Here is a 26,800-nt window from a genome sequence, read left to right on the forward strand (position 1 = left end):
CCGTCAGGCGATCGCAAATATCGCCGTATCCGTGGTATCCGTCAAGACAGAAAATTGAGCAAAATCATAGACTTGATCAACGCAAGAACTAAATCTGGTGGACGTTCAGGAAGTTCAAGGACTTGCAGTGACCTTGGGAGAATGCTGGGATAAACTTTTCTCGCCCCCAAAGTCGATACGGATATGCGATCTAAGGCAAGATGGGGATAGCTAAGGGCTCTCTGGGGACGAAAGTTTCCTAAGCGGCACATCGGGGATGATGCATGCATCGTCATCTTCGATCGCACTGTATCGCTGAATCAATTCCGCAAGCTCCTCGTTGGGCTCTTCTTCATCGATGGGCACGGCAGTTCCGGTCCAACCACAGTTGCCACACACGGGCCGCTCCCAGATTATTTCTGGAGCCTCAGTATGTCGCCCTTCTTCGGGTTGAAGATCCGGTGATCCACATTCTGGGCATTCCTCGGGCACAGATCTCATCCGCAAGATGAATAGTGAGCTTGCTAGGCCTATTATGTGTTCGGTGGTGGAGAGACATGCCTCTGCGTCTCGCCACGTTGCGGATTTGGCATGGGTGAGCCATGCGGCAAAATCCCAAGCCTCCTTCGATAGGCTCTTGAAAAGGCGACGGCGGTCTTTCTGATCTCTGCCGGACAGAAGCATGTCGAACATTTGCTCAGACCATCCCTTGAAGTCTGCCTTCTTCGGCAATTCTCTTCCGTCTTCGGGCGAAAACCATTCCTGAGCTACCCCAATGAAGGTGACGAGGGCTTCGCGGCTCCGCATTCCTACGGCTTGATAGCCTGCGACGTTTACCGCCTGAGAAAGCGCAACATTGGCAGCCTCGAGCTCTGAGAACACTGCGCCGAAGGGTAGGAGACCGCGGTCGCTCCGTCTCTTTTTTAGGTCCCTCGGTATTCTCAAGCACAGCCCCATGTGGAATGTGATTGCGTAGTCCAGGTTGGGGAATTGTTCCTGCGAGTAGAGATTTGTGGGGTTCGTGATTACCCACCAGCGGTCTTTATTGGTGTGTATGTCCCAAGCATCATGCACGTGACCCAGCACCTGTTCGGAATGGAGCTTCTGCATGAATGTTATTTCAAGGTCAGGTGCTTGGCCCTTGAAGTAATCGGACACGGACTGACGCTCGTCTTCCGTTGCGCTAAGCAAGCTCGTCCCCTCGCGACCAGTCATACTAACGAAACATACATGAAGAGAGGAGCGCCTGATTTGCAACCCCCCCGATGTTAAAATTACTGAGCGCCTTCTCGGACGCGCTTGGCCACCTTGGCCACCGTCATGCGACTTACGCCCGTCAGAGCTTGCACGTCGCTCCAACTCTTGCCGGACTTTAGCAACTCTGCGACGTGTGTGTTACGCCGGACATCCTCTGCTTTGCCTTTGAATTTGACCGCTTTCGTGATTGGGTCTGCCATGATCTTTGCAATACCTTGCGCCTGCCGCTTGCGCCTGTCGTCGTAGTCCTTTCGGCTGATGGCTGCGAGCATGTCCAGCATCATCGAGTTCAAAGCCTCAAACATCCGACCCGTGAACTCGTTAGTGTCAATCATCATGTGAGACGTAGGAAGATCGAGCGCCACGACCTTGATGCGTTTCGCCGCCAGCTTGGCTTTCAGTTTCTGCCAATCGTCGGTCTTGAGGCGGCTTAGGCGGTCCACCTGCTCGATCAAGAGGATGTCACCCACGTGGGCTTGGTCGATCAGCTTGAACAATTCGGGACGGGCCAGCGAAGCGCCACTCTCATGTTCCATGTATTCCGCAGCAATCTTGAGCCCCCGCTGATCCACAAAGGCCTGAAGCTCAGCACGGGCACGGGAAGCATCTTGGTCTTTGGTAGAGGCTCGGAGATAGGTGCGGATCATGGTCATGTTAGACGCTCCAGTCAAGTTGAACTGGTAATCATATAATTGGTAAGTTTGAACTGGTCAACAGAAATGCAGAGACCATACGGTGCTGCTTGGTCATATCGGTCTGCAAGGGTATGCCCAAAACGTACCACTTGAGAAGCCGCTGTGGCGCTTGGCAGTCTTGATCGAATCAAGGAAATTCAGGACCAATGATCGAGCTGCCAGTGCCGGCACGAAGTGGGTTTCAATGGCCCACCGTTGCTGACCAAGGCTCACGTCAGCACCCGAACGGACCAATGTGCACCGTCGAATCACCCGAGATTCCCGGGTCGTTGTTGTTGATCGGGGCGAAGGTGCCACAGTGGCGAGACTGCCACGAGTGCCCTATTACATTTCGGGGGGCACGGGGGGGCTGCACGCGCAGTCAATCTGGATGACCCCGCCCAAAACTTTTGTGGTGAGAACATTTGCGCGGGGCGATCCCAACGTTGCTTAGTTCGCGTTCCGCGTGTCATGAATGGCAACAGTTGTCTTAAATCTCGATCGCGGGGGCGCGGGGCAGACATGAAGAATTTGGTCGAAATGGTCTTAGCTTCGATCTGTTTAGCAACCAGTTTCGGACCGATCGCTGAAGCCGGTTTCAAGAATGATTACGCGGCATGGAAGTCGATGGATCCATATGCACGCTACAACTACATTCAGGGTGTAGTCGACCAAGTGACTAACAGTTTCAGCATTGGCGAGCAGGCTTGGGTAACAGCGCTGCGGGACGGTACAGTCGCTTGCGGGTTGGCCCTCCATATCAAGGCTGACATGCTCGAAGGTGCAATTACGAAGCATTATGAACAGTTCCCGAGAGATTGGGGCGTCCCACCGGCGGCAGTGCTCAATGTGGTTATGCGCGATGTCTGCATCGGCTATATCAATACGGAACGACAAAAAGCCGGTTTGGACCCTTGGACTTCCGTTTCCGGTCCCATCAGCCGAAACTGATCTTACTCTTTAGCGAACGTGTAAAGCACCTCCGCCGTAGTATCCTCGGTGTGCCGCCAGTGCAGCCGCAGGTATCCTGCGTAGTAGTCCACGACAACCTTGTCAAACAACTGCCGCATCGTCGCATTGATCTTTGCGATATCGCCGCCCTCGGTCGCCCTGCAGAACTCCTCCACAGTGTTCTCAATGCGATTGGTAATTGCGTCCGCTGCACGGTGAGCAAGCGTCTCCAGTTGGACCTGAAGATCGTCTAGCTCGGCTTCTCTCGCTGCTAAGGCCCTGGGTAAGGCCCGCGAATTGACGCCCTTCTTGGCGCCCTTCGCGATCTCCTCAGCGAGGTTCTGTATCTCCTCTTGAACGACCTCTGCGGCTATCACCATCTCCCGATACTTGACTTCATATTCGGCATTCGGTGACGGCGTCAGGCTATGCAGGTAGGTCCCCAATGCGAACACGGCCACCTCGATGGCCTCAAGCTTCACCTGTCGGTACTCGCAACCAGATCCGACCTTAGCCCTTGTGCAAACCAAGTATGGCTTGCCGCCTTTGCGGCCACCCTTGTTCACCCTGGTCATTGTCGAGCCACACGCTGGGCACTTGGCTAGGCCACCAAGGATGTTGGCGGTGGTGGCTTGCGGTCCCGTAGCAATGGTTTGTCCCCGTAGACTGCTCATTGATGCTATCTTCTCGAATGTTTCAACATCCAAGATCGATGGGAAATAATCTTCGATTGCCTCGGTTGGGGTTCGCACCTTGCGCCCGTCGACCACGCTCAGCGTATGAGGGGTGAAGCGGCCAATTACGGCCGGGTTTTCGAGGAGCTTCTTTACGTAAGAACGGTGCCACATGTCCGAACCGCCGAAGGTGCGCGTTCCGGTCATGTTGAGCTTTGTTGCAATGGCATGTTGTCCGAGTCCGTCAAGGCACATCGTGAAGACGCTTCGGACGACCTCGGCCCTCTCCGGGATTACTTCGTAAGCTGTGCGACTGTCGTTCAATTTGAGCCATGCGGGACAGATGGCCGTCAGAGGCACCGACGCCGCCTTCTGTCGCTTGCCAACCCATGCCTGCTTCAACCGTCGCGCCTTCGTTGCGCTTTCCTCATTGGCGCGGGCGAACACCATCAGCGTGACCATTAGCTGCATGAAGTTGGTCGTCAGGGTCTCTGTCGTGTAGACCATTTCGTTGTCGAGGGTCACGACGGTCACGCCTTCCCGCATGATTTCCCTCAGCGTATCCAACGCGTCGAGCGGAGCTTGGCGGGACAAACGGTCCAGCGCCTCAATCAAAAGTGTTGAGCCCTTAGGCACATCGCCGGAGCGGACATGCTCAAGGAAGTAACCGAGTGCGCCGGTCTTTGCATTCTGACCTCGGAAGGCAGAGACACCGAAATCCTTAAGTGCAAGGCCGTTATCAAGATCAAGTCCACGCCGCAGAGCGTAGCTTTCCGCCATGCTGTACTGGCGGCGGAAACTATCGCCTTTCATTTGGTCGGGCGTAGAGAAGCGGATGTACGAGAAGGCTTTAGGTGCGGGCGCTTGAATCATTTTGACTTGATGACTGAACGGGGGTCTGTTGTCAACACTATGCTGATGGTCGGTCCTCCGGGCTCCGGCAAGTCGATGCTGGCAGCCAGGCTGCCGTCCATCCTGCCGCCGCTCTCGGCCGCCGAGCTGCTTGAAGTCTCGATGGTGCATTCGATCGCCGGCCAGCTCTCCGGCGGCAAGCTTTCCGATCGCCGGCCCTTCCGCACCCCGCATCATTCCGCCACCATGGCGGCCCTCGTCGGCGGCGGCCTGCGCGCCCGTCCAGGCGAAGCCTCGCTTGCCCATCACGGCGTCCTCTTTCTCGACGAGTTTCCCGAATTCACGCCGCAGGCGATGGATGCGCTACGCCAGCCGCTCGAAGGCGGCGAATGCGTCATTGCCCCTGCCAATCACCGCGTCTCCTATCCGGCGAAATTCCAGCTGATCGCGGCGATGAACCCCTGCCGCTGTGGCATGGCAGGCGAGCCGGGCCATACCTGCGCCCGCGGCCCGCGCTGCATGAGCGATTACCAGGCCCGCATCTCAGGCCCGCTGATGGACCGCATCGATATCCGCATCGATGTGCCGGCCGTCTCCGCTGCCGATCTCATCCGGCCGATGGCGGCTGAAACCAGTGCCGATGTCGCCCGCCGCGTCGCCCGCGCCCGCGCAATCCAACAGGAGCGCTTCGAAAGCGCTGGCGCCAAGGGCATCGGCACCAATGCCCGCTGCTCGACCGCGATGACCGAGAAACTGGCCGAGCCTGATGCCCCTGGCCTGCAGCTGCTGCGCGACGCCGCCGAGAAGATGAAGTTCTCCGCCCGCGGTTACCACCGCGTGCTCAAGGTCGCCCGCACGCTGGCCGATCTCGACGGCAAGCCGACAGTCGGCCGCATCCATCTCGCCGAAGCGATCTCCTACCGCATCGCCGGCGAAAGGCTGACGGCGGCGGCATAGGAAGAAGGGCGGATGCGCGCAGATATTTTAAAGTACTAGTCGTCAGGCCGCTCACCGATCTGCCGATCGCGTTGGCGCTAGTGCTGCCCTCAGCGAAATCCCCGCTGGTGCGCTGCCGGATTATGAGATTATGTCGCTGTCCGCGAACCCAACCCCGACGGAACGATTGATCGCTGCCGTTATGGCGCGCTGCCGGCCGCGAATGCTCTTGGCAGGGGCTGACCTGCCAAAAGCGGTGCCTAACCTGCCTAGAACGCCGATTTAAACATCCCTCTGTGTTGCTTATCCGTTAAGGGTAAGGGCTTCTCCTCACTTCGTCGCTACTTACAATATTAGATTCGGCTGAAAAAATTTCGAGAAGGATGTCGGTCCGTTCGACATAGTCGATCGGAGGTGACGGATAAGAAAATCTGCCGGGGATGTAGATGAGTAACGAATATCCGGGCTCGAACGCTAACCCATCGGAGGTTCTAGACTTAGCGAATGCCTACTCTCTCGCTTCGAAATTCCTGTTCGGGAAGGGTCAGAAGCGAGTTGCAATATCCATTGCTCCAGCTCGAATGTGCGCCATTCACGCTATCGAACTCTACTTAAATGCCTTCCTGCGCCATGAAGGCGTTGCTCCAGAAGAAATACGAAAACGGATGCACAATCTCGCTGAGCCTTTGTTCGTTGTCAAACTTAAACTGAGAAAGAAGACTGCCTTGCATCTCGAGGCAATGACAGCAAAGCGTGAGTACATCATATCGCGCTATGCTCCGGAGCGGACGAGAGAGCACACCGAGCTGAATCGTTTGACCGCGACGCTGGCGGAAGTCATGGCGAAGGTTGGCAAACACCTGCATTCAACGAGCTCAGGTGGACATCGACAATCGTTATTACGGACTGCCACAGAACTTTCGTCCCACGTCGATTGGGATGCAGGTGACGGCACAAATGATGGGGCGCCGAAGCGCCCCGATATTCTGCAGGATAAATTGCCGGCGGAAAGGCCCCGCCATAGCCACCTTTAGCTCCCGAGCCCTTCAAACAGCGCCGTCGACAGATAACGCTCCGCAAAGGACGGGATGATGATGACGATGTTCTTGCCGGCGTTCTCGGGACGGATGCCGACCTTGATGGCGGCGGTCAGTGCTGCACCCGAGGAGATGCCGACCGGCACGCCTTCGAGCCGGGCGACGAGGCGCGCCTGTTCGAAGGCCTCGTCGTTGGTCACGGTGACGACCTCGTCATAGATGCCGGTATCGAGGATTTTTGGCGCAAAGCCGGCACCGATGCCCTGGATCTTGTGCGGACCGGGATTGCCGCCGGACAGGATCGGCGAATCGGCCGGTTCGACGGCGATGATCTTGATCTCGGGCTTGCGGCTTTTCAGCACCTGTCCGACGCCGGTGATCGTGCCGCCGGTGCCGATGCCTGAGACGACGATATCGACCGTGCCGTCGGTATCGTTCCAGATTTCCTCGGCCGTCGTCTTGCGGTGGATCTCGGGATTATCAGGGTTTTCGAACTGCTGCGGAATGACGGCATCGGGAAGCGACGCCGCCAGTTCCTCGGCCCTGGCGATGGCGCCCTTCATGCCCTTTGGCCCCTCGGTCAGCACCAGCTCGGCACCAAGCAGCGCCAGCATCTTGCGGCGCTCGACCGACATCGTCTCCGGCATGGTGAGGATCAGCCGATACCCCTTGGCGGCGGCGGCAAAGGCGAGCGCGATGCCGGTATTGCCGGAGGTCGGCTCGATCAGCACCGTCTTGCCGGGGGTGATCTTGCCTTGCGCTTCGAGGCCCTCGATCATCGCGACGCCGATACGGTCCTTCACGGATGCGATCGGGTTGAAGAATTCGAGCTTGCCGATCAGGTTCGCCACGACGCCTTTTTCCCGCGCCAGCTTGTCGAAGCGCACGAGCGGCGTGTCGCCGATGGTCTCGGTGATCGAGGAATAGATGCGGCCGCGGCCGGGCTTATGCGACATGGTGCTCTCCCTTTGAAATCCTGCTCCTGAAATCGAGGAGGAGAATAGGGTCAAAGGCCCGACTAGGCCAGACCGCGTTCGACCTGGAGTGGCGATCAGTAGAGAAAAAAACCTTTGAAAACCGTTTCTTGCCGAATGTATATTTCAGGCCGCTCGCGTGGCGATGAAGGCGGCCGTGCCGGCGAGGATGCCGGCGGCAACCCGGTTCAGCGCCTGCAAGGCCCGCGGCTCTCTCAGCATCGTGCGGGCCCGCGAGGCGAGCAGCATATAGGGCACAAGCACGACGATCAGCACGACGAAGGTGGCGGCGAGCAGGAGTGCATAGTCTCGCAAGCCGACATTGCCGATATCGATCAGCGTCGGCACCAGGGCGACATAGAAGAGCATCGTCTTCGGATTGCCGAGCGTCACCAGCAGGCCAGAGAGGAAGGACATGCCGATATTGGTCGATTTCCGTGCCGCAATATCCTGCGGCAACAGCCCCGCCGTCCAGAGTTTCCAGGCGATGTAGCCGAGATAGAGGACGCCGGCGATCTTGATTGTTATGAACACCTCGGTGAAGGTCTGCGCCACGAAGGCAAGGCCGAGAATGACCGCTGTCAGATAGGTCATGTCGCCGAGCACCAGGCCGAGGCCCATGAAGAAGGTCTCGCGAAAATTCGAGCCGAGCGCACGCGCGACGATTGCAGTAATCCCGGGTCCCGGAATGGCCGCGGCGATGAACAGCGCTCCGGCATAGGTAATCAGGACGGTGAGGCTCATCTTCTTAACCCTCAGGGCTTCCACCGCCCATCTATAGGCAAGCGCCGCTTCCTCATCAATGCTTTGGCGCTGATCGGTCCATAACCATAAGGAATAGGTCTGCTAGACCATGATCTACTTGGAAAGCGACCCGGCCTTGCTATTTCTCTCTCTGCAAATGCGCGATCAGCGCGGCCCGCCGCGGTTGTCCCGGCCGGTGGCGCTAGAGATTTTCATCACCAAGGAGAGATTAAATGTCCCATACGCCAGCCGAAACCCGCAGGCTTTCGCCACTCAAGACGCCGTCCAGCCTGTCGACCAACGCCATTACCGATATTTCGGCGGCGCTGACTGCGCTGCTCGCCGATGTCTTTACGCTTTATGTGAAGACCAAGAATTTCCATTGGCACATGTCCGGCCCGCATTTTCGCGACTATCATCTGCTGCTCGACGAACAGGCGGAACAGATCTTCGCGATGACCGACGACATTGCCGAGCGTGCCCGCAAGATCGGCGGCACGACGCTCCGCTCCATCGGCCAGATCGCACGTCAGCAGCGCCTTTCGGACAATGACGCGGATTTCGTCACGCCCGAAGACATGTTGTCGGAACTGCGCGAGGACAACGCTCAACTCGTTTCGCTGCTGCGCGAGGTGCATGGCCTCTGCGACGAGCACAATGATGTCGCAACCGCCAGCCTGATCGAGAACTGGATCGACGAGGGTGAGCGCCGCACCTGGTTCCTGTTCGAAACGACGCGCCCGCAGAGGTAATGTCGGCAACCGGGCGTCTCGGCCATCCCGATCGGAACGCCCGGTTCAGCTCTCCACCGCCCGCGGCCGCAGCCAGCGCGGCGTCCAGCCGAGATTCATGCCGGCGGCGGCAAGGAGAATGATCGCGGCGCCTGCGATCTGCATCGGCTGCAGCGCGTGGCCGAAGGCCAGCCGGTCGACGAGGATCGCCGCGATCGGATAGATGAAGGACAGAGCGCCCGTGAGATGCGTCGGCAGCCTCTGGATCGCACCGTAGAGCAGCACATACATTAGCCCGGTATGGACGACGCCGACGGTCACCAGGATCCCCCAGGATCCGACATCGCCGGGCGGATGAGAAAAATCGGTCATCGGCGCCAGCATCAGCATGCCGGTTGCGACCTGGATGAGCGCGATCAGATGCGGCGGCGTGCCTTTCAGCCATTTCGCGGCAAGCGCGGCGAGCGCGTAGAAGAAGGCGGCACCGAGCGCCATCAGGATGCCGAGGCCGTAACCGTCAGATGCCGCCCCGCCTGTCCCCGGTTTTGCCTCGACGATGGCAATCATGCCGGCGAAGGCGAGTGTCAGCCAGAACAGCTTGGTGGCCGTGATCTTCTCGCCGAGAAAAAGCGCGCCGAGCACGAGCAGCATGAAAGGCTGGGTGTTATAGACAGTCGTCGCGATCGAGATCGTCGCATGCGAGTAGGAGGCAAACAGCAGCAGCCAGTTCAAGACGATGGCGATGCCGCCCGATATGGCGATGCCGAAGGCACGCAGCGTGATGATGCCGGGCCGCAGCAGCCCGAGCGCGCCGCAGATGACGAGCAAAGTGAGCGCGCCGAACAGGCAACGCCAGAAGACCACGCCGCTGACAGGCTGGCCCGACATGACGACGAACCAACCGATCGTGCCTGAGATCAGCATCGCTGCCGTCATTTCCGCCGTGCCTCTTTTGATGTCGCTGCCCATGATTGCCTCCATTTCGGTGGCATAAGAATATTGCGGCGATAGGCGATTTTATATAAGGATAAAAAGGACGATGATCGATATCGCCTAATCATACGAGGGGAATGTCTCACCGTGGCTAATGATGTGCAATCGCTGGACGAAATCGATCAGGCCATTCTGGAGGCGCTGGCTGGTAATGCGCGGATCTCGCTGAAGGAACTGGCCCAGCAGGTCGGCCTCTCTTCGCCGAGTGCGGCCGAGCGCCTGCGCCGGCTGGAGGAGCGCGGCATCATCAAGGCCTTCACCATTGATCTCGATCCCGCCTCCGTCGGTTATCCCTTGCAGGCGATCGTGCGCGTGCGTCCGCTGCCGGGACAGTTGCACATCGTCGAGCGCATCATCGAGGAAATTCCCGAAATCATCGAATGCGACAAGGTGACGGGTGATGATTGTTTTATCGCCCGCCTGGTCATCCGCTCGATGGCCGATCTCGACGGCATCCTCGACCGGGTTGCCGAAAGGGCGGAGACCAACACCGCGATGATCAAGGCCTCGCCCGTCAAGCGCCGCCTGCCACCGCTTTCCCGCCGGAAATAGGGGGCGGCGAAATGCCTTTTTGTTTTTGCGCATTCCGGTCGCAAAACCGCTGCGCAGTTTTGCTGGAACTGCTCTAGAATTCCGCCATCGGCGACAACATCGCCGGAAAATCCGGGGTGGCATGGCCGAGCCCGCGCAGCACCAACCTCGTGCCGCTTTCCAACGGTTGCGGAACACCGTCCCAGCCGAGCTTGTCGGGACGGAAAAGCACTTCGACAGAGGCGGGGGCGATCTCCAGTCCGCCAAGGATCGCTGCAAGCGACGGCATCTCAGCCGCCACGACGTCGAGGAGGCTGAAGCGGCCTGCCTCATCCATCTTCCACGCGATCGCCGCCTGCCGGTCTTCCAGGAAGCTGATGCGGATATCGGGATCGAGCTGGGTGTTGATCAGAAACATCGCCGCATTGACTGTGACCGCCAGCGAGGTCGAAACCGGGCTTCGTCTTTTCAGCAGCGATTGCAGCAGGGCAAGATCATCCGCGTTTGTCGGCAAAAGCGGCCGGGCGCGGGCGGCGGAAGACGAAGGGTCGGGCGTCGGTCCCTCGTATCGGTGCAGCGCTATCGCGCGGAAACCGTAGGGTTCGTAGAGCGACGGTTTGTCGGTATAGAGGATGACGGCTTCAAAGCCCTGTCGCTCGCACCAGTCGAGGGCTTTTACCGTGACGTCGCTATAGAGCCCGCGGCCGCGCCATGGCGGCCGCACGGCACCTGATTGCAGCCCGGCGGCATGGACGTTCCTGCCGTTGAGGACGAAGGGCAGCGCAAACGCCGAGATATTCGCCGCAAGTTCCCCTTCGGCGTCGAACCAGCCGAAGGGCATGCTGGTGGGGTCGGGGCCGCCGAGCTGTTGCAGCGGTCCGATATCGATGCCGAAAATATCCCTGAGCAGGCTGACCAGCGCCGCCCAGCCGGCGGGGTCGCTGAAATAGTCCTGCCGGAAGGTCAGGCCCGCGCTGTCGAGGCGCTGTTCCATCAGACGCCGGTGGAGCCGAAACCGCCTGCGCCGCGCACCGTTTCGCTTGCCTCGGTAATCTCCGCCACCCGTGCCTGGGTCACCGGCGCGATCACCATCTGGGCGATGCGCATGCCGCGCGAAATGACGAAGGGTTCTTCGCCGAGATTGGCGAGCAGCACCTTCACTTCGCCGCGATAGTCGCTGTCGACGGTACCAGGCGAATTCAGGCAGGTGATGCCGTTTTTGAAGGCGAGGCCGGAACGCGGCCGCACCTGTCCCTCGAAATGCTCGGGGATCTCGAAGATGAAGCCGGTCGGCACCAGCGCCCGTTTGCCGGGCAGAAGCGTCAGTGGTGCTGCCTCGTCGACGGCAGCCCGCAGATCCATGCCGGCCGCCCCCTTGCTTTCATAGGCGGGCAGATCGAGGCCTTCGCCATTCGGCAGGCGGATGAGATTCAGCGTCGGACGCGTATCGTGATGAATGGTCATGGTTCATTACTTTGCGCCGGAAGGCCCGAGGTCAATTGCAATGCCGGGGTTTAATCGCTAGATACGCGGCAATTCCACAGGATTCACAAGTATGGCCGAAAGTCTCGCCGAGGCGGTCTCCCGCCGCCGCACATTCGCTATTATCGCCCACCCGGACGCCGGTAAGACGACGCTCACCGAAAAGCTGCTGCTGTTCGGCGGCGCCATTCAGCTTGCCGGCGAAGTCAAGGCAAAGAAGGATCGCATGCAGACGCGCTCCGACTGGATGAAGATCGAGCGCGAACGCGGCATCTCCGTCGTCACCTCGGTGATGACCTTCGAATATAATGATAATGTCTTCAACATTCTCGATACGCCGGGTCACGAGGATTTCGCCGACGACACCTATCGCACGCTGACGGCCGTCGATGCCGCGGTCATGGTGATCGATGCCGCCAAGGGCATCGAGCCGCGCACGCTGAAGCTCTTCGAAGTCTGCCGCATGCGCGATATCCCGATCATCACCTTCATCAACAAGATGGACCGCGAAAGCCGCGATCCCTTCGAGATCCTCGATGAGGTGGAAGAGAAGCTGGCGCTGGATACGGCGCCGATCACCTGGCCGATCGGCCGCTCCAAGACCTTTTGTGGCTCCTACAATATCGCCGCCAACACGGTGCGCGGTTCGGATACCGAAATCGAGGGAACGCCGGTCAACGGCCCGCAAAGCGTGGCCGGCAGGCTGCCGGAAAACGAGCGCCAGGTCTTCGTCGAGGAGACCGAGCTGGCCATCGAGGCCTGCCGTCCGTTCGATCGCCAGGCCTTCCTGGAAGGCCATATGACGCCTGTCTTTTTCGGCTCGGCGCTGCGCAATTACGGCGTTCGCGACCTCATCAACGCGCTCGGCGATTTCGCCCCGCCGCCGCGTGACCAGGTCGCCGATACCAGGACCGTGCATGCGACCGACGACAAGATGACGGCCTTCGTCTTCAAGATCCAGGCCAACATGGACCCCAACCACCGCGACCGCATCGCCTTTGCCCGCATCTGCTCCGGCAAGCTCGAGCGCGGCATGAAGGCAAGGCTCGCCCGCACCGGCAAGCAGCTCGGCCTGACGGCGCCGCAATTCTTCTTCGCCTCGCAGCGCCAGCTCGCCGACACCGCCTATGCCGGCGACGTCGTCGGCATTCCCAACCACGGGACGCTCCGGATCGGCGATACGCTGACCGAAGGTGAATCGCTGGTCTTCCAGGGCGTGCCGAACTTCTCGCCGGAGATCCTGCGCCGCGTGCGCCTGGAAGATGCGATGAAGGCGAAAAAGCTCAAGGAAGCCCTGCAGCAGATGGCCGAAGAAGGCGTCGTCCAGCTGTTTTCGCCGGAAGACGGCTCGCCGGCGATCGTCGGCGTCGTCGGCGCCCTGCAGCTCGACGTGTTGAAGGAGCGGCTGATGGCCGAATACGGCCTGCCGGTTTCCTTCGAAATGTCGCGTTTCTCCGTCTGCCGCTGGATCTCGGCCGAGCAGCCGGCCGATCTCGAGAAATTCCTCACCGTCAAGCGCGGCGATATCGCCCGCGATCTCGACGGCGACCCGGTCTTCCTCGCCCAGGACGGTTTCTCGCTGCGTTATGAATCCGAGCGCCATCCGGCGATCAAGATGGTCGCCATCAAGGAATATCACGCCGCCAAGGCGGCGTGATCATTATCCCACCAGCCGTTCGGCCAGGAAATCGACGACGGCGCGCACTGCCGGCAACTGGCCACGCCGATGCGGCATCAGGATCGTCGTTTCGATGCTGCCCGCCGTCCATTCCGGCAGCACCCGCACCAGCCGCCCGTCTGCCAGCGCCTTGCGGCAGACGGATGTCGGCAGGCAGGTAATGCCAAGCCCCGACACGGCCATTTCCATCAGGACATAGGGCTCATCCGCCGCCATGACGGAATGCAGCGTGACGAGAACCTCGTCGCCGCCATCGAAGTAGAGCCGCCACTGATCCTCCGTCAGGCTGGTCATGATCGTCGCATGCTGTGCCAGTTCCTCCGGCCGGTGCGGTTGCCCATGGGTGCTGATATAATCCGGCGAGGCGAGGATGAAGAAAGGGTGGCTGGCGAGCTTCCGCTGTACCAGAGCGGAATCCGGCAGCGGCCCGCGATGGCTGCGCAGCGCGATGTCGAAGCCTTCCTGCACGATGTCGACGAAGCGGTCCGTCACGTGCACGGAAAGCCGGAGCTTCGGATAACGTGCCGTCAGCGCCGGCAGATGTTCCGCCAAGGTGAACTGTGCCGTCGGCACCGAGGCGGTGAGGCGAACGCTGCCTGCGGGTTCAGCCAGATGCCGCCGCACGATGCCTTCGGCCATCTCCGCCTCGATGATCGAGGCCTGGGCGTGCTGAAAGAATTCCCGGCCGAGCTCGGTCAGCGCGAAGCTTCGTGACGTGCGCTGGATCAGCCGGACGCCGAGCCGTGCCTCCAGCTCCGCAACCCGTTTGCTCACAGTCGATTTCGGAATGCCGAGATGCCTGGCGGCGGCGGTAAAACTGCCGCTGTCGACGGCCTGCACGAAAAGATGGAGGTCGTTGAGGTTGAAGAGCGCCATTGTCATCTTCCAGATATGTGGACATTACGATGCATTTATAGCCTCTACCGCAGGATCGTCCACATCTTCACATTCATCGTGTCCAAACGGGGTCAATTCTGAAAGGAACGATTGATGTCACCCATATTGTTTTACGGCGTGCCGGAGGGCTGCTCCTTTGGCTCGATCGTCGCGCTGGAATGGTCCGGCCTGCCTTATCGGCTCTGCCGCGTCGAGATGCCGGAAATGGTCTCCACCGATGACTATGCCAGGATCAACAAAGTCGGCGAAACGCCGTCGCTGCTGCTCGAGGATGGCAGGACGATCAGCGAAAGCATGGCGATCCTCCATCATATCGGCGCTCGGGCGATCGGCGGCGGTCTGGGTTTTGCGCAGGGGTCGGAGGATTTCGATCGTCTGAACCATATGCTCGCCTTTCTCAACACCAGTTTCTTCAAGGCCTTCGGCCCGCTCTGGTATGCGTTCGAACACCCGCTGGAGCCGCAGCAGAAGCAGGCCCTTACAGCCTACGGCATCGCCGCGGTCGAAAAGGCGCATCAGACGCTTGAGCGTCTGCTCGATGGCCGCGAATGGCTTCTCGGCAACGGGCCGAGCCTGGCTGACGCTTATTTCGTCGGGATCGCCCGCTGGAACGATTTCCATAAGGTCGTCGACCGCCGGCAGTTTCCCGGCCTGGATCGCCTCTATGAGCGCATGCAGCAGGAACCGGCCGTGCGTTTTGCCCATGCGATCGAGCATCGACAGGAGGCGAAAAGCAGCGGCGGTTTCCGCGGCGAGGTCGGTCTGGCCGAGGCGCTCGGTCTGTTGAAACAGGCGGCCTGATCACCGCCGCCGTCGCACCCTCGCGGTGCGACGGCCAATGTGCCTTAGCCGGCAGCGATGATCTCGATCTCGACCAGCCAGTCGTCACGCAGCGTTTCGACGATGATCGCCGTGGTCGGCACGGCGCGGCCGCCAAGTGCCCGAAGGCGGGCATTCTGGTTCGCCTCCATAAACGCGCCGTCGCTGAGATAGCTCGTCAGCCGCACGATATTGTCCACGGTCATATCAGCGGATGTGAGGATGGCGCGCAGATTGGACCAGATGAGCTCCAGCTGTGCTTTCAGATCGGCCGCCGCCATTCCCTCTTGATCGAGACCCATCGTACCGCTGACGAAGAGCAGCCGGGATGGATGCCTGACCTCCAGCGCATGGATGTAATCAGGGCTGGCCGGATAGACCCCACTTGCCGGATTGCGCGCGATCATCTCCATGAAATCTTTCATCCTCCGAATATTCTATTGAATAATGGTAGTATCGACGATTATTCTTCGACAGAAAGAGGGTTTTGCGGAATGACGAAAAATACAGAGGATCTTCGGCAAAGACGCCCACAGCAGCCGGTCATCGATGCCTTCGACCGAAAAATATTAGCCGCGCTCGCCGCCGACAGCAGCCAGAGCTATGCCAGGCTTGGCGAAACGGTCGGCCTGTCGGCGCCGGCCGTGCATGAGCGTGTGCGCCGCCTGAGACAATCCGGCACCATCAAGGGCGTGCATGCCGCGCTGGATGGCGCAGCGCTGGGCAAGCCGCTGCTTGCTTTCGTGCATGTGGAAGCGGCCGGCTGGGGCAAGAGCGAGCGGTTGATGCAGGTCCTGCGTTTTCCCGAGGTCGAGGAGATGCATTCGGTCGCCGGCGACGCCAGCGTTCTCTTCAAGGTCCGCACCGCCAGCCCGCAGGCCTTGGAGGCTTTTCTCTCGCAGATCCATGCCGTTCCCGGCGTCACCGGCACCCGCAGCTATATCGCGCTTTCCACCTATCTGGAGCGTCCGGTACAGGCCGGCGTCACCGACAGTTGGCCTGATATGCATCTGCCGGAATAGACGAGCGCTCCCGGTTTCCGGTCTAAGCGTCGCTGTCTCGCTAGTCCTCACCCTCGAAACGTGGCAGCGGCTCGATGTTCTCCACCCCGGGCAAAGCCGACCGGCACCATATCTGTTTCCTGGGCGTCAGCTCCCGCCGCTGGTCGATGCTGCCGACGCGGATACCGATCGCGCCGCCTTCGCCATCCGTGCGGTAGAGCGGCGATCCGCAATTCGGGCAGAAGAATTGCCGGCTGAGACCGCCGCTGTCGCCATATTTTGCGTAGCCTCTCGGCTCGCCTGATAGTAGTGTGAAACTTCCCGGCCGCGCCGGTGCGGTGATGCGATAGGCGGAGCCCGTCAACCGCTGGCAATCGGTGCAATGGCAGATCGAGATCCGCTCTGCATCGATCTCCGCCTGATAGCGGATCGCGCCGCAATGGCATCCTCCGGTGATATGCATCGGCAAGCCCCCAAAGCATGTCGCGCAAAAGTGTAGACCGGTTTTGCGATCATGACATGCGGAAAACAAAGAACCAAAGCGTGGCAGGCGAATCTGAAAGATCGCGCCACGCTTTACTCCGCCGGCTGAGCGGCCGGGTGTGAGGCGTAGAAGGCCTTCGCATCCGCCGTGAAGGCGGCCCGCTGATCGGCTTTCGTATAGAACATATGCCCGCCGCGATAAAGCTTTAGCCCGACGCGGCCGTCGGCGAGCGAGGGCGGCAGATGGTCGACGACGTAGCGGCTGACGCTGTAAGGCGTCACCAGATCGCTGTAGCCATGCGCGATCAGCAGGTGGAATGCCGAGTTCGAGGCGAGCAGCTGCCGGATGTCGTCGGTGGCGCTGGCCTGGAAGCGCGATCCGCCGCCGCGCCCGCCGCCCCATTCCCAGCGCCGGCTGATATCGCCGTCGAGCAGCGAATAGGTCATCTCCGTCTTGAAGCCGAGCTCGTTGCGGGCGTAATCGGCAAAGGCGCCGCCATAGGCGCGGGTGAAGCCGTCAAGGATGGCGTCGTCGCCGCGGTCGTAATCCGATTCCGGATAGGGATCGGGTGCTGCAAAGGAGGCGTCGTAGGCGCTCATCACCTCGCCGCCCCCATCTGAATGTTTGACGAAGGAACTGCCGAGGAAGCCTCGGTTGCGGGTGACGATATCCTCTGGAATGCCCGTCAGGCGCGCGATCCTGCCATAGAAGGCGGCGGCATCGGCACCCATCGGCGGTGGTCCGGCCAGCGTCGTCAGATAGTCGCCGAGCGCGAAGGTCTCGGCCTCCTTCTGCTTCTCTTCGTCAAAGGCCTTGTGCCGGTCGAGTTCGGCCGCCGCCAGTGACGGCAGCTCCAGCGCCGCGCCGAGCGCAAACTGATCGGCATTGAACATCAGCTGGCCCTCGAGCAGGGGGGAAAGCATCACAGCGCCGGCGACGATGATGCCCTGGCTTTCCTGCAGCACCGAGGCGACCTTGGCCGCACGGAAGCCGCCATAACTCTCGCCGAGAAGATACTTCGGCGAGTTGGAACGGTTGTTGTGCGCGACATAGAGCGCAATCGCCTTGGCGATGCTCTGGGCATCGGCACTGACGTTATAATAATTGGAGGCGTCGTCGGCCTTTGCCGTCCGGCTCCAGCCGGTACCGATCGGGTCGATCAGCACGAGATCGGTGAAATCGAGCCAGCTTTGCGGATTGTCGACGAGTTTCGCATTGGCGCCGTCACGTCCATCCGGCCCGAAATCGAGCACCTTCGGCCCGACCAGCCCGAGATGCAGGAAGGCGGAAGCCGCACCCGGCCCGCCGTTGAAGGCAAAGGTCAGAGGCCGGTTCGGCCCGCCATCCCTTGCGACATAGGCGGTGTAGAAGACCGCGCCGGTCTGTACGCCGTCCTGGCCGAAGAGATCCAGCGTGCCGGCGGTGGCAGTATAGGCAATCTTCCGGCCGCCGATCGTCAGCGCGTGCTCGGTGACGGAATCGGCCGGCAGCAGCTTCAATACGCCGTCGCGCGCGCCGCTCTGGACATTCGCCCGCGGTGGATCGCTTTCCTGCGCATGGGAAAGGGCGGGGGCCAGCATTGCTGCGAGCGCGGTGAACAGAAACAGGGTTCGTATGCGCAAGATGTCTCCTCCGGCGTGGGGAATGAGAGGCTGAGATAGCGTAGCATCCGCGGCCGACGACGGGCATCAAGAGATGGTGATGGGCCAGTGAGCGAGCTTCAGCCGACCTTCTCGACCGCGTGAACATTGATCTCGATCGCACGGCCGGCCTTCCAGCCGTTGATCGCCGCGCCCAGCCCGAGCGCAACGAAGAGGGCCGCGCACCAGGAAAAGCTGCCGGTCCAGCCGCGGATGAGGCCGACGATGAGCGGGCCGATGGCGGCAAGCAGGTAACCGACGCATTGCGCCATGCCGGAAAGATGGGCGGCGACATCGGGATCGCGTGAGCGCAGCACGATCGTCGTCATGGCCGCCGCGATCAGCCCACCCTGGCCGATGCCCTGCAGCACCGCCCATAGCCAGACCGTCGAAAGTGGCGCGAAGAGCAGGCCGAGCAGGGCGATGACGGCGACGCCGCAGAGGCTCGCATTGATCAGCCGCTGGTCGCGACCGCGCACGGCGATATGCGGAACGATCAGGCAGGATGCCGCCTGTACCATCACCGACAGGGAAACGATCGCCCCTGATGTGACGCCGTCGAGCCCGCGTTCGCGTAAGATCGGAACCAGCCAGCCGAAGACGCAATAGGCAAGTGCCGATTGCAGCCCCATGAACAGCGTCACCTGCCAGGCAAGCCGGTCGCGCCAGAGGCCTTTGACGTGGAAGCCATTTCGTCTTGCCTGCCGGCCGCTGCGAAGAACTTCAGGCAGCCAAAGCAAACTGACGGCGAGCGCTGGCAGCGCCCAGACAGCGAGGGCACCCTCGAGAGAGCCGCCGAGTGCGTGCTCGATCGGCAGTGTCAGCCCGGCGGCACTTGCCGCACCGGCGCAAAGCGCCATCGTGTAGAAGCCGGTCATCAGTGCGGCGCGCCCGGCGAAATCGCGCTTCACCAGCCCCGGCAGCAGCACGTTGCCAACAGCAATACAGGCGCCCGCAAGGGCGGTGCCGATGAAGAGCAGTGGCACGGAGGAAAGCCCGCGCAAACCCGTGCCGAGTGCGAGAAGCAGCAGAACGCCGAGCAGCGTGCGCTCCGTCCCAAGGCGCTGGGCAAGACGAGGCGCAAGCGGCGAGAAGGCACCAAGGCAGACGACCGGTAGCGTCGTCAGTAGGCTGGCGCCCAGCGCGCTGACACCGAGCTCCGAGCGGATCTCCGGCAGAAGCGCCGAGGCGCTCGAGAAGACCGGGCGCAGGTTGAAGGCGATCAGCACCAGGCTCGCGCCAAGCAGGAAACGCCCGGCAGCTCCCCGCACCGGCATTGCCTGCGGCGGCGGAAGGCTGCCGGCCTCAGCGTCGATCAGCAATTCGTCGGCGGGGTCGAGCGCGCTGGCGGCATGGCTGGACGGCGCGTTCATGACAGGATCATCCGGTCGAGGGCGGCAAGAACGGGCGCCATGAAACGGCGCACCGCCGCATCCGCCTTGTCGGGATCGCCGGTTTCGATAACGTCGACGATATCGGCATGCGCCTGCATGTCCGGTTCGGGAATATCCTTGCCGAGTGTCGCTGCGATGGTATCGGCGATCGAGGTCGAGAAGAAATCGTAGATCTCGATCATCGCCCGGTTACCGGAAGCGGCGATGACAGCCTTGTGGAAGGCGAGGTCGCGTTCGATGAAGGCAGCCTGATCGCCGCCGTCGTAACTGCCGCGTTCGGCAAGCAGCCTGCGAAGCCCTGCAACCGTCTCCGGCGTCTTGCGGATCGCCGTCAGCCGGGCAGCCTCGACGTCGAGCGCCAGGCGCGCCTCGAACTGGTCGCGCAGGCTGGCGCGCCGGGCCATCGTCAGCGGTCGGCCGGCATCGGTCGTCGAGCGGACATAGGTTCCCGAACCCTGCCTTGTCTCGAGATAACCCTGGGAGACGAGAACGCGCACCGCCTCGCGCACGGTGCCCCGGCTGACGGAAAGCATGGCCGACAGCGAGGCTTCATTCGGCAATTTCTCGCCGACCGCCCAGCGTTTGCCGAGAATGTCGCCGCGGATCGCCTCGATCGCCTCATCCGCGAGATTGGTCTTGCTGAGCGCTCGCATCTCACTACTCATAAAGTCATCAGATGACTTTATGAGTAGTGAGATTTCGATCTTTCGTCAACGCCTGACTCAAGACGATAAAGACATCGAGACAATAAAAAAGGGCCGCCTCAGCGACCCTTTCCATGAGTTTGGCCTCAAACTGGCCTGGACTGTCTATGCAGCCCTAGGAAGGCGGGGATTAGAGCGAGGGCTGCCTCGCCTTCGTCACCTCTTCCATGCCCGTTACGAGGTCCGAAATCTCATTAGACATTGGATCACCTTCCTTTCGTTCTGTTGCTGATGGCTTAAAGTTAGGCTGATTCTTCTGAGATGCAAGCAGAAATGCACGCATGCGCTGCTTTGAGAGAACCGCGGGGGTTCACAAAAGAACACGGCTTTTCGCCGAATGTGAAGGTGCCAGACGTCACGAAACCGTCATGTTGCGCTTGCAAACCGGCAACGCGTTAAGCTGTTATTAGCCGTGACATCAGACAATTTAGAGCATTCCCGCCGATGCGGCGGCGGGTTCCGGAGCAAGAAAGCCATGTGTCGCTGGGCAGCCTATCGCGGAGACCCTCTCTATCTTGAGGAACTGGTATCGTCGCCTGCGCACTCGCTCATCGAGCAGTCCCATTGCGCCACCCGCGCCAAGACGGCGACGAATGGTGATGGCTTCGGTATCGCCTGGTATGGCGACAGGCCCGAGCCCGGCCGCTACCGCGATATCCTGCCGGCTTGGTCGGATTGCAATCTGAAGAGCCTGGCACGGCAGATTCGTTCGCCGCTCTTCCTCGCCCATGTTCGCGCTGCCACAGGCGGCGGCACGCGCCGCGACAACTGCCACCCCTTCACCCATGGCACCTGGTCTTTCATGCACAACGGCCAGATCGCAGGCTTCGAGCGACTGCGCCGGCCGATGGAGGCGATGCTCGACGACGAGCTGTTCAATGCCCGCGGCGGCACGACCGACTCCGAACTGATGTTCCTGCTGGCGCTGCAATTCGGTCTGCGCGAGGCGCCGATCGCTGCGATGGCTCACATGATCGGTGTCGTCGAGGACCTGGCCGACAGCGTCATCGGCTCGATCCTGCTGCGCTTTACCGCTGCCTTCTCCGATGGCAACACGCTCTATGCTGTTCGCTATGCGACCGATCGCAAGGCGCCGACGCTCTATGCCTCGCCTGTGGGTGAGGGCTATTGCCTCGTGTCCGAGCCGCTGAACGACGATGGCGATGCCTGGGCGGAAATTCCGGATGGCAGCGCCGTCACCGTCGGTAAAGACGGCATCGACGTCGCCGACTTCCGGCCGGAGAAGCGGAGTGCCTCCAAGCCGCCGCGCGTGGCTATTCCTGCCTGAGCCGCTCGACGATAGCTAAGGCGCTGGCGATTAGCTGAGCTGCTTGGCGATCAGTGCCGCGAGTCGTTCGGCGACCTCTTCCTTCGCCAGGTCAGGCCATTGCTCGACGCCGTCGCGGCGAACGAGTTTGACGCGGTTGCGGCTGCCGCCCATGATGCCGGTCGCAGGAGAAACGTCATTGGCGACGATCATGTCGGCGCCTTTCCTCTCGAGTTTCGCCTTCGCATTGCTTTCGACGTCCTGCGTCTCGGCGGCAAAGCCGATCACCAGCTTCGGCCGCATCGTATGATGGCCGACGGTTTTCAGGATGTCCGGATTCTCGGTCAGCGCCAGCGTCGGGATGGATTCGCCGGGATGTTTCTTCAGCTTCTGGTCGGCCGCCGAGGCGACGCGCCAGTCCGCCACCGCTGCGACCATCACGGCGATGTCGGCCGGCAGCGCCGCAAGCACGGCATCACGCATTTCTTCAGCCCGCTCGACATGCACGACTGTCACGCCGACGGGGTCGGCGATTGTCACCGGCCCCGATACGAGCGTCACCTCCGCTCCGAGCTTTGCAAGGGCTGCGGCGATCGCATGCCCCTGCCGGCCGGAGGAGCGGTTGGCGATATAGCGCACCGGATCGATCGGCTCATGCGTCGGTCCTGACGTGACGATTGCCTTGCGTCCCTTGAGCGGCTTTTCTCCGTCGTCGAGCATGGTTTCGGCAGCAGCGACGATCTCCAGCGGTTCCGCCATCCGGCCGAGCCCGGCCTCCCGGCTTTCCGCCATCTCGCCGGCCATCGGCCCGACGAAGCGGATGCCGTCGGCTCTGAGCATCGCTGCATTCCGCCGCGTCGCCGGATGGGCCCACATGGCGGGGTTCATCGCCGGTGCGGCAAGCACCGGCCTGTTCGTCGCCAGAAGCATCGTCGAGGCGAGATCGTCGGCAAGCCCGTTCGCCATCTTCGCCATCACATCGGCGGTGGCAGGGGCGATCATCACGAGGTCGCAGTCGCGCGCCAGCCGGATATGACCGATATCCTGTTCGTCCTGTCGCGAAAACAGATCGAGGTAGACATGGTCCGCCGCCAGTGCACCGACGGCAAGCGGCGTGACGAATTCCTGGGCGCCTTTGGTCATCACAGGGCGCACGCTCGCGCCGCGCTCGCGCAGCCGGCGGATCAGATCCAGGCTCTTATAGGCCGCGATGCCGCCGGAGATGATTAGGAGGATGCGTTTGCCGCTGAGAGCCATGGCCTTCTACCCGTTGCCTTTTCTGACCGCCCTCGACCCTAAGCCTTTGGCGGAGAACATGCAATCGCGCCGCCGATAGGCATTGGAGCTACTCCGGAAGCCGCGGCATGACGATCGCGATCGCCATGCCGAGGCGGGCAAGCTGCGGCGGCAGCCAGTCTCCGCCACACTCGTGGGTCAGAGGTTGCTCATCCCGCCGTCGATGATGAGTTCGCTGCCGACGATATAGGCCGCCTCATCGGAGGCGAGAAAAACGATCGTCTTGGCGACTTCGCCGGGGGTTCCGAAACGGCCGACGGGAATCTGGGCCTGGATCTGCGCAGTCATCGCCTCCGATTGGGCTTGCGAAGCGCCGAGCTTGCTGTAGAGCGGCGTGGCGATCGGACCGGGGCTCACGGCGTTGACGCGGATGCCGCGGCCGATGAGTTCGCCCGACAATGTCTTGGCAAGCGTCAGCAGCGCACCCTTCGTCAGCGAATAGACGCTGGAATTCGGCATGCCGATATGGGCGTTGATCGAAGTGTTGAGCACGATCGCAGCCTGCTTCGAAAAAATCGGCAGCAACGCCTGAATCAGGAAGAATGGGCCCTTGACGTTGATATCAACCGACTTGTCGAAGGCGGCTTCGCTCCACTGTTCCAGCGGCCCGAATTCGGCGACCCCGGCGTTGACGAAGAGGATGTCGAGCGTGCCGAAAGCCTCTCTCACGCTATCGGCGACGACCTTCTGGCCGACCGCATTGCCGGCATCGGCCTGGATGACGGTGGCTTTGCCGTCGAATTCGGCGCGGGCCGCCTCGACGCTTGCCGCGCTGCTGCCGGTAACGACGACGCGGGCGCCCTCAGCGATGAACTGGCGGGCGGTCTCGAGGCCGATGCCACTGGTGCCGCCGGTGATGAGGGCTGTCTTGTTCTGCAGGCGTGACATGATGAAGTTCCTTTGACCGAATGTTGGGGCGTGGCCCGTTCTTGTTCAATGCGAGAATGCTCTGAAAAAGGCGGCGCGATAAGCCGGCGCGTTGAAGGATCATCAACCCGCAGCGGATAACCGCACCGCGCCGCCTCAGGTGCGGGTGATCGAAGCGCCGCCGTCGACCAGCGATGCCGTACCGGTGACGAAGCTTGCATCGTCAGAGGCGAGGTAGAGGACTGAGCGGGCAAGTTCTTCGGGTGTTGCGACACGCTTCAGCGCATGCAGATTGGTGACGAAGGCCTGCTTCTCAGGCGTATCGTTCATGTCCCGATACATGTCGGTATCGACCGCACCCGGCAGGATAGCATTGACGCGCACGCCCTGCTGGCCGAATTCGGCGGCAAGCGCCTGTGTCAGGCCGATCAGGCCGGATTTGCTGGCGGCATAGGCGGCAACCCCCGGGAAGGCGAAGCTGTAGCCGACGAAGGTCGAGGTGAAGATCACCGAGCCGCCGCCATTTTCCACCATCGCCCCGATCTGGTGCTTGGCGGCGAGAAAGGAGGCCGTCAGATTGATCGCCAGCGCCTCGCTGAAGCCCGCTTCGGAAACGGCGGTGCTCGCACCGGCTTCGCCGAGCGTGCCGGCATTGTTGAAGGCGATGTCGAGCTTGCCGTAATTCGTCACGGCGGCCGCGACCAGCGCCTTGTGATAATCTTCCGAGCGCACGTCGCCGGCAATGGCGATGGCATCGCCGCCCTCTGCCTTGATCTCCGCAACGAGGCTGTCGAGTTCGCCTTGACGGCGGGCGCCGACGACGACCTTGGCGCCTTCGGCGGCGAAGAGTTTTGCCGTGGCCCGGCCGATGCCGGAGCTTGCGCCGGTGACGATCGCGACGTTGTTGTTCAAGCGGTTCATGGTTCCATCTCCTGTGCTGAGGCGAGGCGGCCCTTGCCGTCCCTTCCGTTGAATGGAAGATGGCATTTTCCTTTCGTTCGGATTAGTCTCCAGATCGGGGAATTCGAATTCGGAAAAGCCGAACGATGATCAGGATAGAAGGCATTGCGGCTTTTGTCGCCGTGGTCGAGGCAGGCTCGGTCAGCGAGGCGGCCCGGCGTCTTCGGCTGTCCAAATCCGTCGTTAGCGAAAGGTTGGCCGAGCTGGAGAAATCGCTCGGCGGCATCCTGCTGCACCGAACGACCCGCAAGCTCACTTTGACCGAGGATGGCACGGTCTTCCTGGAGCGCGCCGCGCGCATCGTGCGCGAGATCGAGGAAGCTGCGGCAGATATGGCGGAGCGGCGCGGAACGCTGTCAGGCCCGATCCGCATCGCCGCCCCCGTCACCTTTGGCCGCATGCATCTCGGCCCGGCGCTCTATCCCTTTCTCGCCAAACATCCCGAGATCGAACTGACCCTCGATATCGATGATCGGCGGGTGGATGCCGCTTCGGACGGCTATGATGCCATTATCCGCAATGGTCCGATCGCCGATAGCCGGCTGGTCGCCTGGAAGCTCACGCGAAGCCGCCGTCTTCTCTGTGCCTCGCCGGATTATCTCGCCCGCCAGGGAATTCCGTCCTCGCTGGCTGATCTCAACGGCCATCGCGGCATCTTCTACACCAATCGCGGCGTTGCCGACTGGCGCTTCCAGACGCCGGAGGGTGCGATCGTCGTCCGTGCGAAACTGGCGCTCGGCATCAACAATGGCGACATGCTCCGCGACGCGGCGATTGCCGGCCTCGGCATTGCGCTGCTGCCCGCCTTCATCGCCGGCCCGGCCATCCGCGAAGGCCGGCTTGCCGAAATCGATGTCGGCCACAGGCCGGAGGCCGAATTCATCTATATGGCCCATCCCGAGGGCCGAAACCCCTCCGCCAAGCTCCGCGCCATCGCCGATCACCTGAAGAAGAGCTTCGGCGATCCGCCCTATTGGGATCCGGCGGGCTAGAGCATGTCGCGCAAAAGTGTGCAGCGGTTTTGCGAAAACGACATGCGCAAAACAAGGACCTAAAGCGCGAAGAGCGAATCTGAAAGATTGCGACGCGCTTTAGCTCAGCAGGCTCATCAGGTTCTCGGTGACCGGCGAGCGATGTGTTTTCAGGATTGCCAGCGCCAGGCGCGCCACGGCCGGAGGCCCCTCGATCGGCCGGTAGGCCACACCTTCGAGCTTGATCTCCGAAATCGAGGCCGGCACGATCGAGACGCCGAGATCGGCCGCCACCAGATTGACGACCGAGGAAATCTGCGGCGCCTCCTGCGCCACGGTCAGCTCGAATCCCGCCTTGCGGCAGGCGAGCACGACATCGTCGTAGAGGCTCAAGCCCACGAGCCGGGGAAAGAGGATGAAGGGTTCGTCCGCCAGCATTGCAAGCGGCAGGCTGCGATGTCTTGCCAGAGGATGGCTGGCGGGCAGGGCAATCACCATCGGCTCGTCCGGCAGCCGCCGCAGCCGGATGTCGGCGGGATCGTCCAGGCTGGGGCGCATGAAGGTGGCGTCGAGCTCGCCGCGTTCCAGCTTCTGCATCAACGCCAGCGTATTCATTTCCGTCAACGACAGCCGAACCTCCGGCCAGCGTGCGCGAAACAGTCGGATCGTCGTGCTGACCACGGGGTTGAAGGCGGAGGATGCGGTGAAGCCGAGCGACAGCCGGCCGGTCTCGCCGCGATTGGCGCTTTGCGCCGCAAGCTTCGCCTTCTCAGCTGCCACCAGCGACGCCTTTGCCTCGCCAAGGAAGGCCGCGCCCGCTGCCGTCAATTCGGCGCCGTGCGGCACACGGTGAAACAGCGCCGCACCCACTTCCCTCTCCAGGTCGCGGATCTGCTGGCTGAGCGGCGGCTGCCCGATGCCGAGCTTGCCGGCGGCACGCGTGAAATTGCCTTCTTCCGCCACCGCCAGAAAATACCTGAGATGCCGCAGCTCCATCACTATCTCCA

The 26,800-nt window shown here is 61.5% G+C and carries 27 protein-coding genes and 1 pseudogene; 10 read left to right on the top strand and 18 right to left on the bottom strand.

The features are described 5' to 3' along the window. Window positions 1-210: 210 nt before the first annotated feature. The gene (locus U5G49_RS23645) at window positions 211-1,137 is read right to left on the bottom strand and encodes a hypothetical protein (RefSeq protein ID WP_193446397.1); all 927 of its coding nucleotides are present in this window, start codon (window positions 1,135-1,137) and stop codon (window positions 211-213) included. A gap of 116 nt (window positions 1,138-1,253) precedes the next feature. Next, on the bottom strand, window positions 1,254-1,889 hold the full coding sequence (locus U5G49_RS23650) for a recombinase family protein (protein WP_193446396.1): 636 nt from the start codon (window positions 1,887-1,889) through the stop codon (window positions 1,254-1,256). A gap of 543 nt (window positions 1,890-2,432) precedes the next feature. Here U5G49_RS23650 and U5G49_RS23655 point away from each other — a divergent pair. Further along, window positions 2,433-2,861: a hypothetical protein gene (locus U5G49_RS23655; protein WP_193446395.1), complete on the top strand. Its 429-nt coding sequence runs from the start codon at window positions 2,433-2,435 to the stop codon at window positions 2,859-2,861. Window positions 2,862-2,863: 2 nt separating this feature from the next. On the opposite strand, the gene U5G49_RS23660 is transcribed toward U5G49_RS23655, so the two are convergent. Next, window positions 2,864-4,408, bottom strand: coding sequence for a recombinase family protein (locus tag U5G49_RS23660; protein ID WP_193446394.1), 1,545 nt, complete (start codon window positions 4,406-4,408; stop codon window positions 2,864-2,866). Window positions 4,409-4,441: 33 nt separating this feature from the next. On the opposite strand from U5G49_RS23660, the pseudogene U5G49_RS23665 reads away from it, so the two are divergent. Both U5G49_RS23665 and U5G49_RS23670 read left to right on the top strand, forming a co-directional pair. Continuing rightward, window positions 4,442-5,344, top strand: a pseudogene (locus U5G49_RS23665) (YifB family Mg chelatase-like AAA ATPase); the annotation flags it as partial. Between the two features lie 425 nt (window positions 5,345-5,769). Next, entirely contained in the window at window positions 5,770-6,357 is a 588-nt protein-coding gene (locus tag U5G49_RS23670; protein WP_193446393.1) for a hypothetical protein, read from the top strand. Here U5G49_RS23670 and cysK read toward each other — a convergent pair. Both cysK and U5G49_RS23680 read right to left on the bottom strand, forming a co-directional pair. Next, window positions 6,354-7,316 carry a cysteine synthase A gene (cysK, locus tag U5G49_RS23675; RefSeq protein ID WP_193446392.1) on the bottom strand — a complete coding sequence of 321 codons (963 nt, stop codon included), beginning with the start codon at window positions 7,314-7,316 and terminating at the stop codon, window positions 6,354-6,356. The two genes, U5G49_RS23670 and cysK, sit on opposite strands and share 4 nt — an antisense overlap. 144 nt (window positions 7,317-7,460) lie before the next feature. After that, complete coding sequence (locus U5G49_RS23680) at window positions 7,461-8,078, bottom strand: LysE family translocator (RefSeq protein WP_193446391.1); 618 nt, start codon at window positions 8,076-8,078, stop codon at window positions 7,461-7,463. 233 nt (window positions 8,079-8,311) lie between these two features. Between U5G49_RS23680 and U5G49_RS23685 the strand changes: the two genes are divergently transcribed. After that, complete coding sequence (locus U5G49_RS23685; protein ID WP_193446390.1) at window positions 8,312-8,830, top strand: Dps family protein; 519 nt, start codon at window positions 8,312-8,314, stop codon at window positions 8,828-8,830. A gap of 45 nt (window positions 8,831-8,875) precedes the next feature. Here the strand turns inward: U5G49_RS23685 and U5G49_RS23690 are convergent, their stop codons facing one another. Next, complete coding sequence (locus U5G49_RS23690; protein WP_193446389.1) at window positions 8,876-9,790, bottom strand: DMT family transporter; 915 nt, start codon at window positions 9,788-9,790, stop codon at window positions 8,876-8,878. A 99-nt stretch (window positions 9,791-9,889) separates the two neighbouring features. Here U5G49_RS23690 and U5G49_RS23695 point away from each other — a divergent pair, with 99 nt between their 5' ends. Beyond that, window positions 9,890-10,354 carry an Lrp/AsnC family transcriptional regulator gene (locus U5G49_RS23695; RefSeq protein ID WP_193446388.1) on the top strand — a complete coding sequence of 155 codons (465 nt, stop codon included), beginning with the start codon at window positions 9,890-9,892 and terminating at the stop codon, window positions 10,352-10,354. Between the two features lie 73 nt (window positions 10,355-10,427). Here the strand turns inward: U5G49_RS23695 and U5G49_RS23700 are convergent, their stop codons facing one another. Both U5G49_RS23700 and dut read right to left on the bottom strand, forming a co-directional pair. Beyond that, window positions 10,428-11,327 (bottom strand): GNAT family N-acetyltransferase, encoded by a 900-nt coding sequence (locus U5G49_RS23700; protein WP_193446387.1) that lies wholly within the window; start codon window positions 11,325-11,327, stop codon window positions 10,428-10,430. Then, window positions 11,327-11,797 (bottom strand): dUTP diphosphatase, encoded by a 471-nt coding sequence (dut, locus tag U5G49_RS23705; protein ID WP_131631047.1) that lies wholly within the window; start codon window positions 11,795-11,797, stop codon window positions 11,327-11,329. The genes U5G49_RS23700 and dut overlap by 1 nt, the downstream gene beginning before the upstream one ends. A 91-nt stretch (window positions 11,798-11,888) precedes the next feature. Here dut and U5G49_RS23710 point away from each other — a divergent pair, with 91 nt between their 5' ends. Next, window positions 11,889-13,472, top strand: a complete 1,584-nt coding sequence (locus U5G49_RS23710; RefSeq protein ID WP_011650148.1) for a peptide chain release factor 3 — start codon at window positions 11,889-11,891, stop codon at window positions 13,470-13,472. 3 nt (window positions 13,473-13,475) lie between these two features. Here the strand turns inward: U5G49_RS23710 and U5G49_RS23715 are convergent, their stop codons facing one another. Beyond that, window positions 13,476-14,369 carry a LysR substrate-binding domain-containing protein gene (locus tag U5G49_RS23715; protein ID WP_193446386.1) on the bottom strand — a complete coding sequence of 298 codons (894 nt, stop codon included), beginning with the start codon at window positions 14,367-14,369 and terminating at the stop codon, window positions 13,476-13,478. A gap of 114 nt (window positions 14,370-14,483) precedes the next feature. Here U5G49_RS23715 and U5G49_RS23720 point away from each other — a divergent pair, with 114 nt between their 5' ends. Beyond that, window positions 14,484-15,191, top strand: a complete 708-nt coding sequence (locus U5G49_RS23720; protein WP_193446385.1) for a glutathione S-transferase family protein — start codon at window positions 14,484-14,486, stop codon at window positions 15,189-15,191. Between the two features lie 44 nt (window positions 15,192-15,235). Here the strand turns inward: U5G49_RS23720 and U5G49_RS23725 are convergent, their stop codons facing one another. Then, window positions 15,236-15,622, bottom strand: a complete 387-nt coding sequence (locus tag U5G49_RS23725) for a RidA family protein (protein ID WP_193446518.1) — start codon at window positions 15,620-15,622, stop codon at window positions 15,236-15,238. Between the two features lie 27 nt (window positions 15,623-15,649). Here U5G49_RS23725 and U5G49_RS23730 point away from each other — a divergent pair, with 27 nt between their 5' ends. Then, entirely contained in the window at window positions 15,650-16,231 is a 582-nt protein-coding gene (locus tag U5G49_RS23730; protein ID WP_193446384.1) for an Lrp/AsnC family transcriptional regulator, read from the top strand. Between the two features lie 40 nt (window positions 16,232-16,271). Here the strand turns inward: U5G49_RS23730 and U5G49_RS23735 are convergent, their stop codons facing one another. The 4 genes from U5G49_RS23735 to U5G49_RS23750 form a co-directional block, all read right to left on the bottom strand. After that, a complete protein-coding gene (locus tag U5G49_RS23735; protein WP_131605480.1) occupies window positions 16,272-16,673 on the bottom strand; it encodes a GFA family protein in 402 nt (133 codons plus the stop codon). A 113-nt stretch (window positions 16,674-16,786) separates the two neighbouring features. Next, entirely contained in the window at window positions 16,787-18,316 is a 1,530-nt protein-coding gene (locus tag U5G49_RS23740; protein ID WP_193446383.1) for a S10 family peptidase, read from the bottom strand. 98 nt (window positions 18,317-18,414) lie between these two features. Beyond that, window positions 18,415-19,707 carry a CynX/NimT family MFS transporter gene (locus U5G49_RS23745; RefSeq protein WP_193446382.1) on the bottom strand — a complete coding sequence of 431 codons (1,293 nt, stop codon included), beginning with the start codon at window positions 19,705-19,707 and terminating at the stop codon, window positions 18,415-18,417. After that, a complete protein-coding gene (locus U5G49_RS23750) occupies window positions 19,704-20,381 on the bottom strand; it encodes a FadR/GntR family transcriptional regulator (protein WP_193446381.1) in 678 nt (225 codons plus the stop codon). The genes U5G49_RS23745 and U5G49_RS23750 overlap by 4 nt, the downstream gene beginning before the upstream one ends. A gap of 526 nt (window positions 20,382-20,907) precedes the next feature. Between U5G49_RS23750 and U5G49_RS23755 the strand changes: the two genes are divergently transcribed. Continuing rightward, window positions 20,908-21,720, top strand: coding sequence for a class II glutamine amidotransferase (locus tag U5G49_RS23755; protein WP_193446380.1), 813 nt, complete (start codon window positions 20,908-20,910; stop codon window positions 21,718-21,720). Window positions 21,721-21,750: 30 nt separating this feature from the next. On the opposite strand, the gene coaBC is transcribed toward U5G49_RS23755, so the two are convergent. From coaBC to U5G49_RS23770, 3 genes are all read right to left on the bottom strand, one after another. Beyond that, window positions 21,751-22,956, bottom strand: a complete 1,206-nt coding sequence (gene coaBC, locus U5G49_RS23760) for a bifunctional phosphopantothenoylcysteine decarboxylase/phosphopantothenate--cysteine ligase CoaBC (RefSeq protein ID WP_193446379.1) — start codon at window positions 22,954-22,956, stop codon at window positions 21,751-21,753. A gap of 177 nt (window positions 22,957-23,133) precedes the next feature. Then, a complete protein-coding gene (locus tag U5G49_RS23765; RefSeq protein WP_193446378.1) occupies window positions 23,134-23,883 on the bottom strand; it encodes an SDR family oxidoreductase in 750 nt (249 codons plus the stop codon). A 135-nt stretch (window positions 23,884-24,018) separates the two neighbouring features. Then, a complete protein-coding gene (locus U5G49_RS23770) occupies window positions 24,019-24,783 on the bottom strand; it encodes an SDR family oxidoreductase (RefSeq protein WP_112905789.1) in 765 nt (254 codons plus the stop codon). Between the two features lie 125 nt (window positions 24,784-24,908). Here U5G49_RS23770 and U5G49_RS23775 point away from each other — a divergent pair, with 125 nt between their 5' ends. Beyond that, window positions 24,909-25,814, top strand: coding sequence for a LysR family transcriptional regulator (locus tag U5G49_RS23775; RefSeq protein WP_130653488.1), 906 nt, complete (start codon window positions 24,909-24,911; stop codon window positions 25,812-25,814). Between the two features lie 99 nt (window positions 25,815-25,913). Here U5G49_RS23775 and U5G49_RS23780 read toward each other — a convergent pair whose 3' ends face one another. Continuing rightward, window positions 25,914-26,789 carry a LysR family transcriptional regulator gene (locus U5G49_RS23780; protein ID WP_193446377.1) on the bottom strand — a complete coding sequence of 292 codons (876 nt, stop codon included), beginning with the start codon at window positions 26,787-26,789 and terminating at the stop codon, window positions 25,914-25,916. Window positions 26,790-26,800 lie beyond the last annotated feature (11 nt).

It is taken from the genome of Rhizobium indigoferae (assembly GCF_034554815.1).
Classification (GTDB): domain Bacteria; phylum Pseudomonadota; class Alphaproteobacteria; order Rhizobiales; family Rhizobiaceae; genus Rhizobium; species Rhizobium leguminosarum.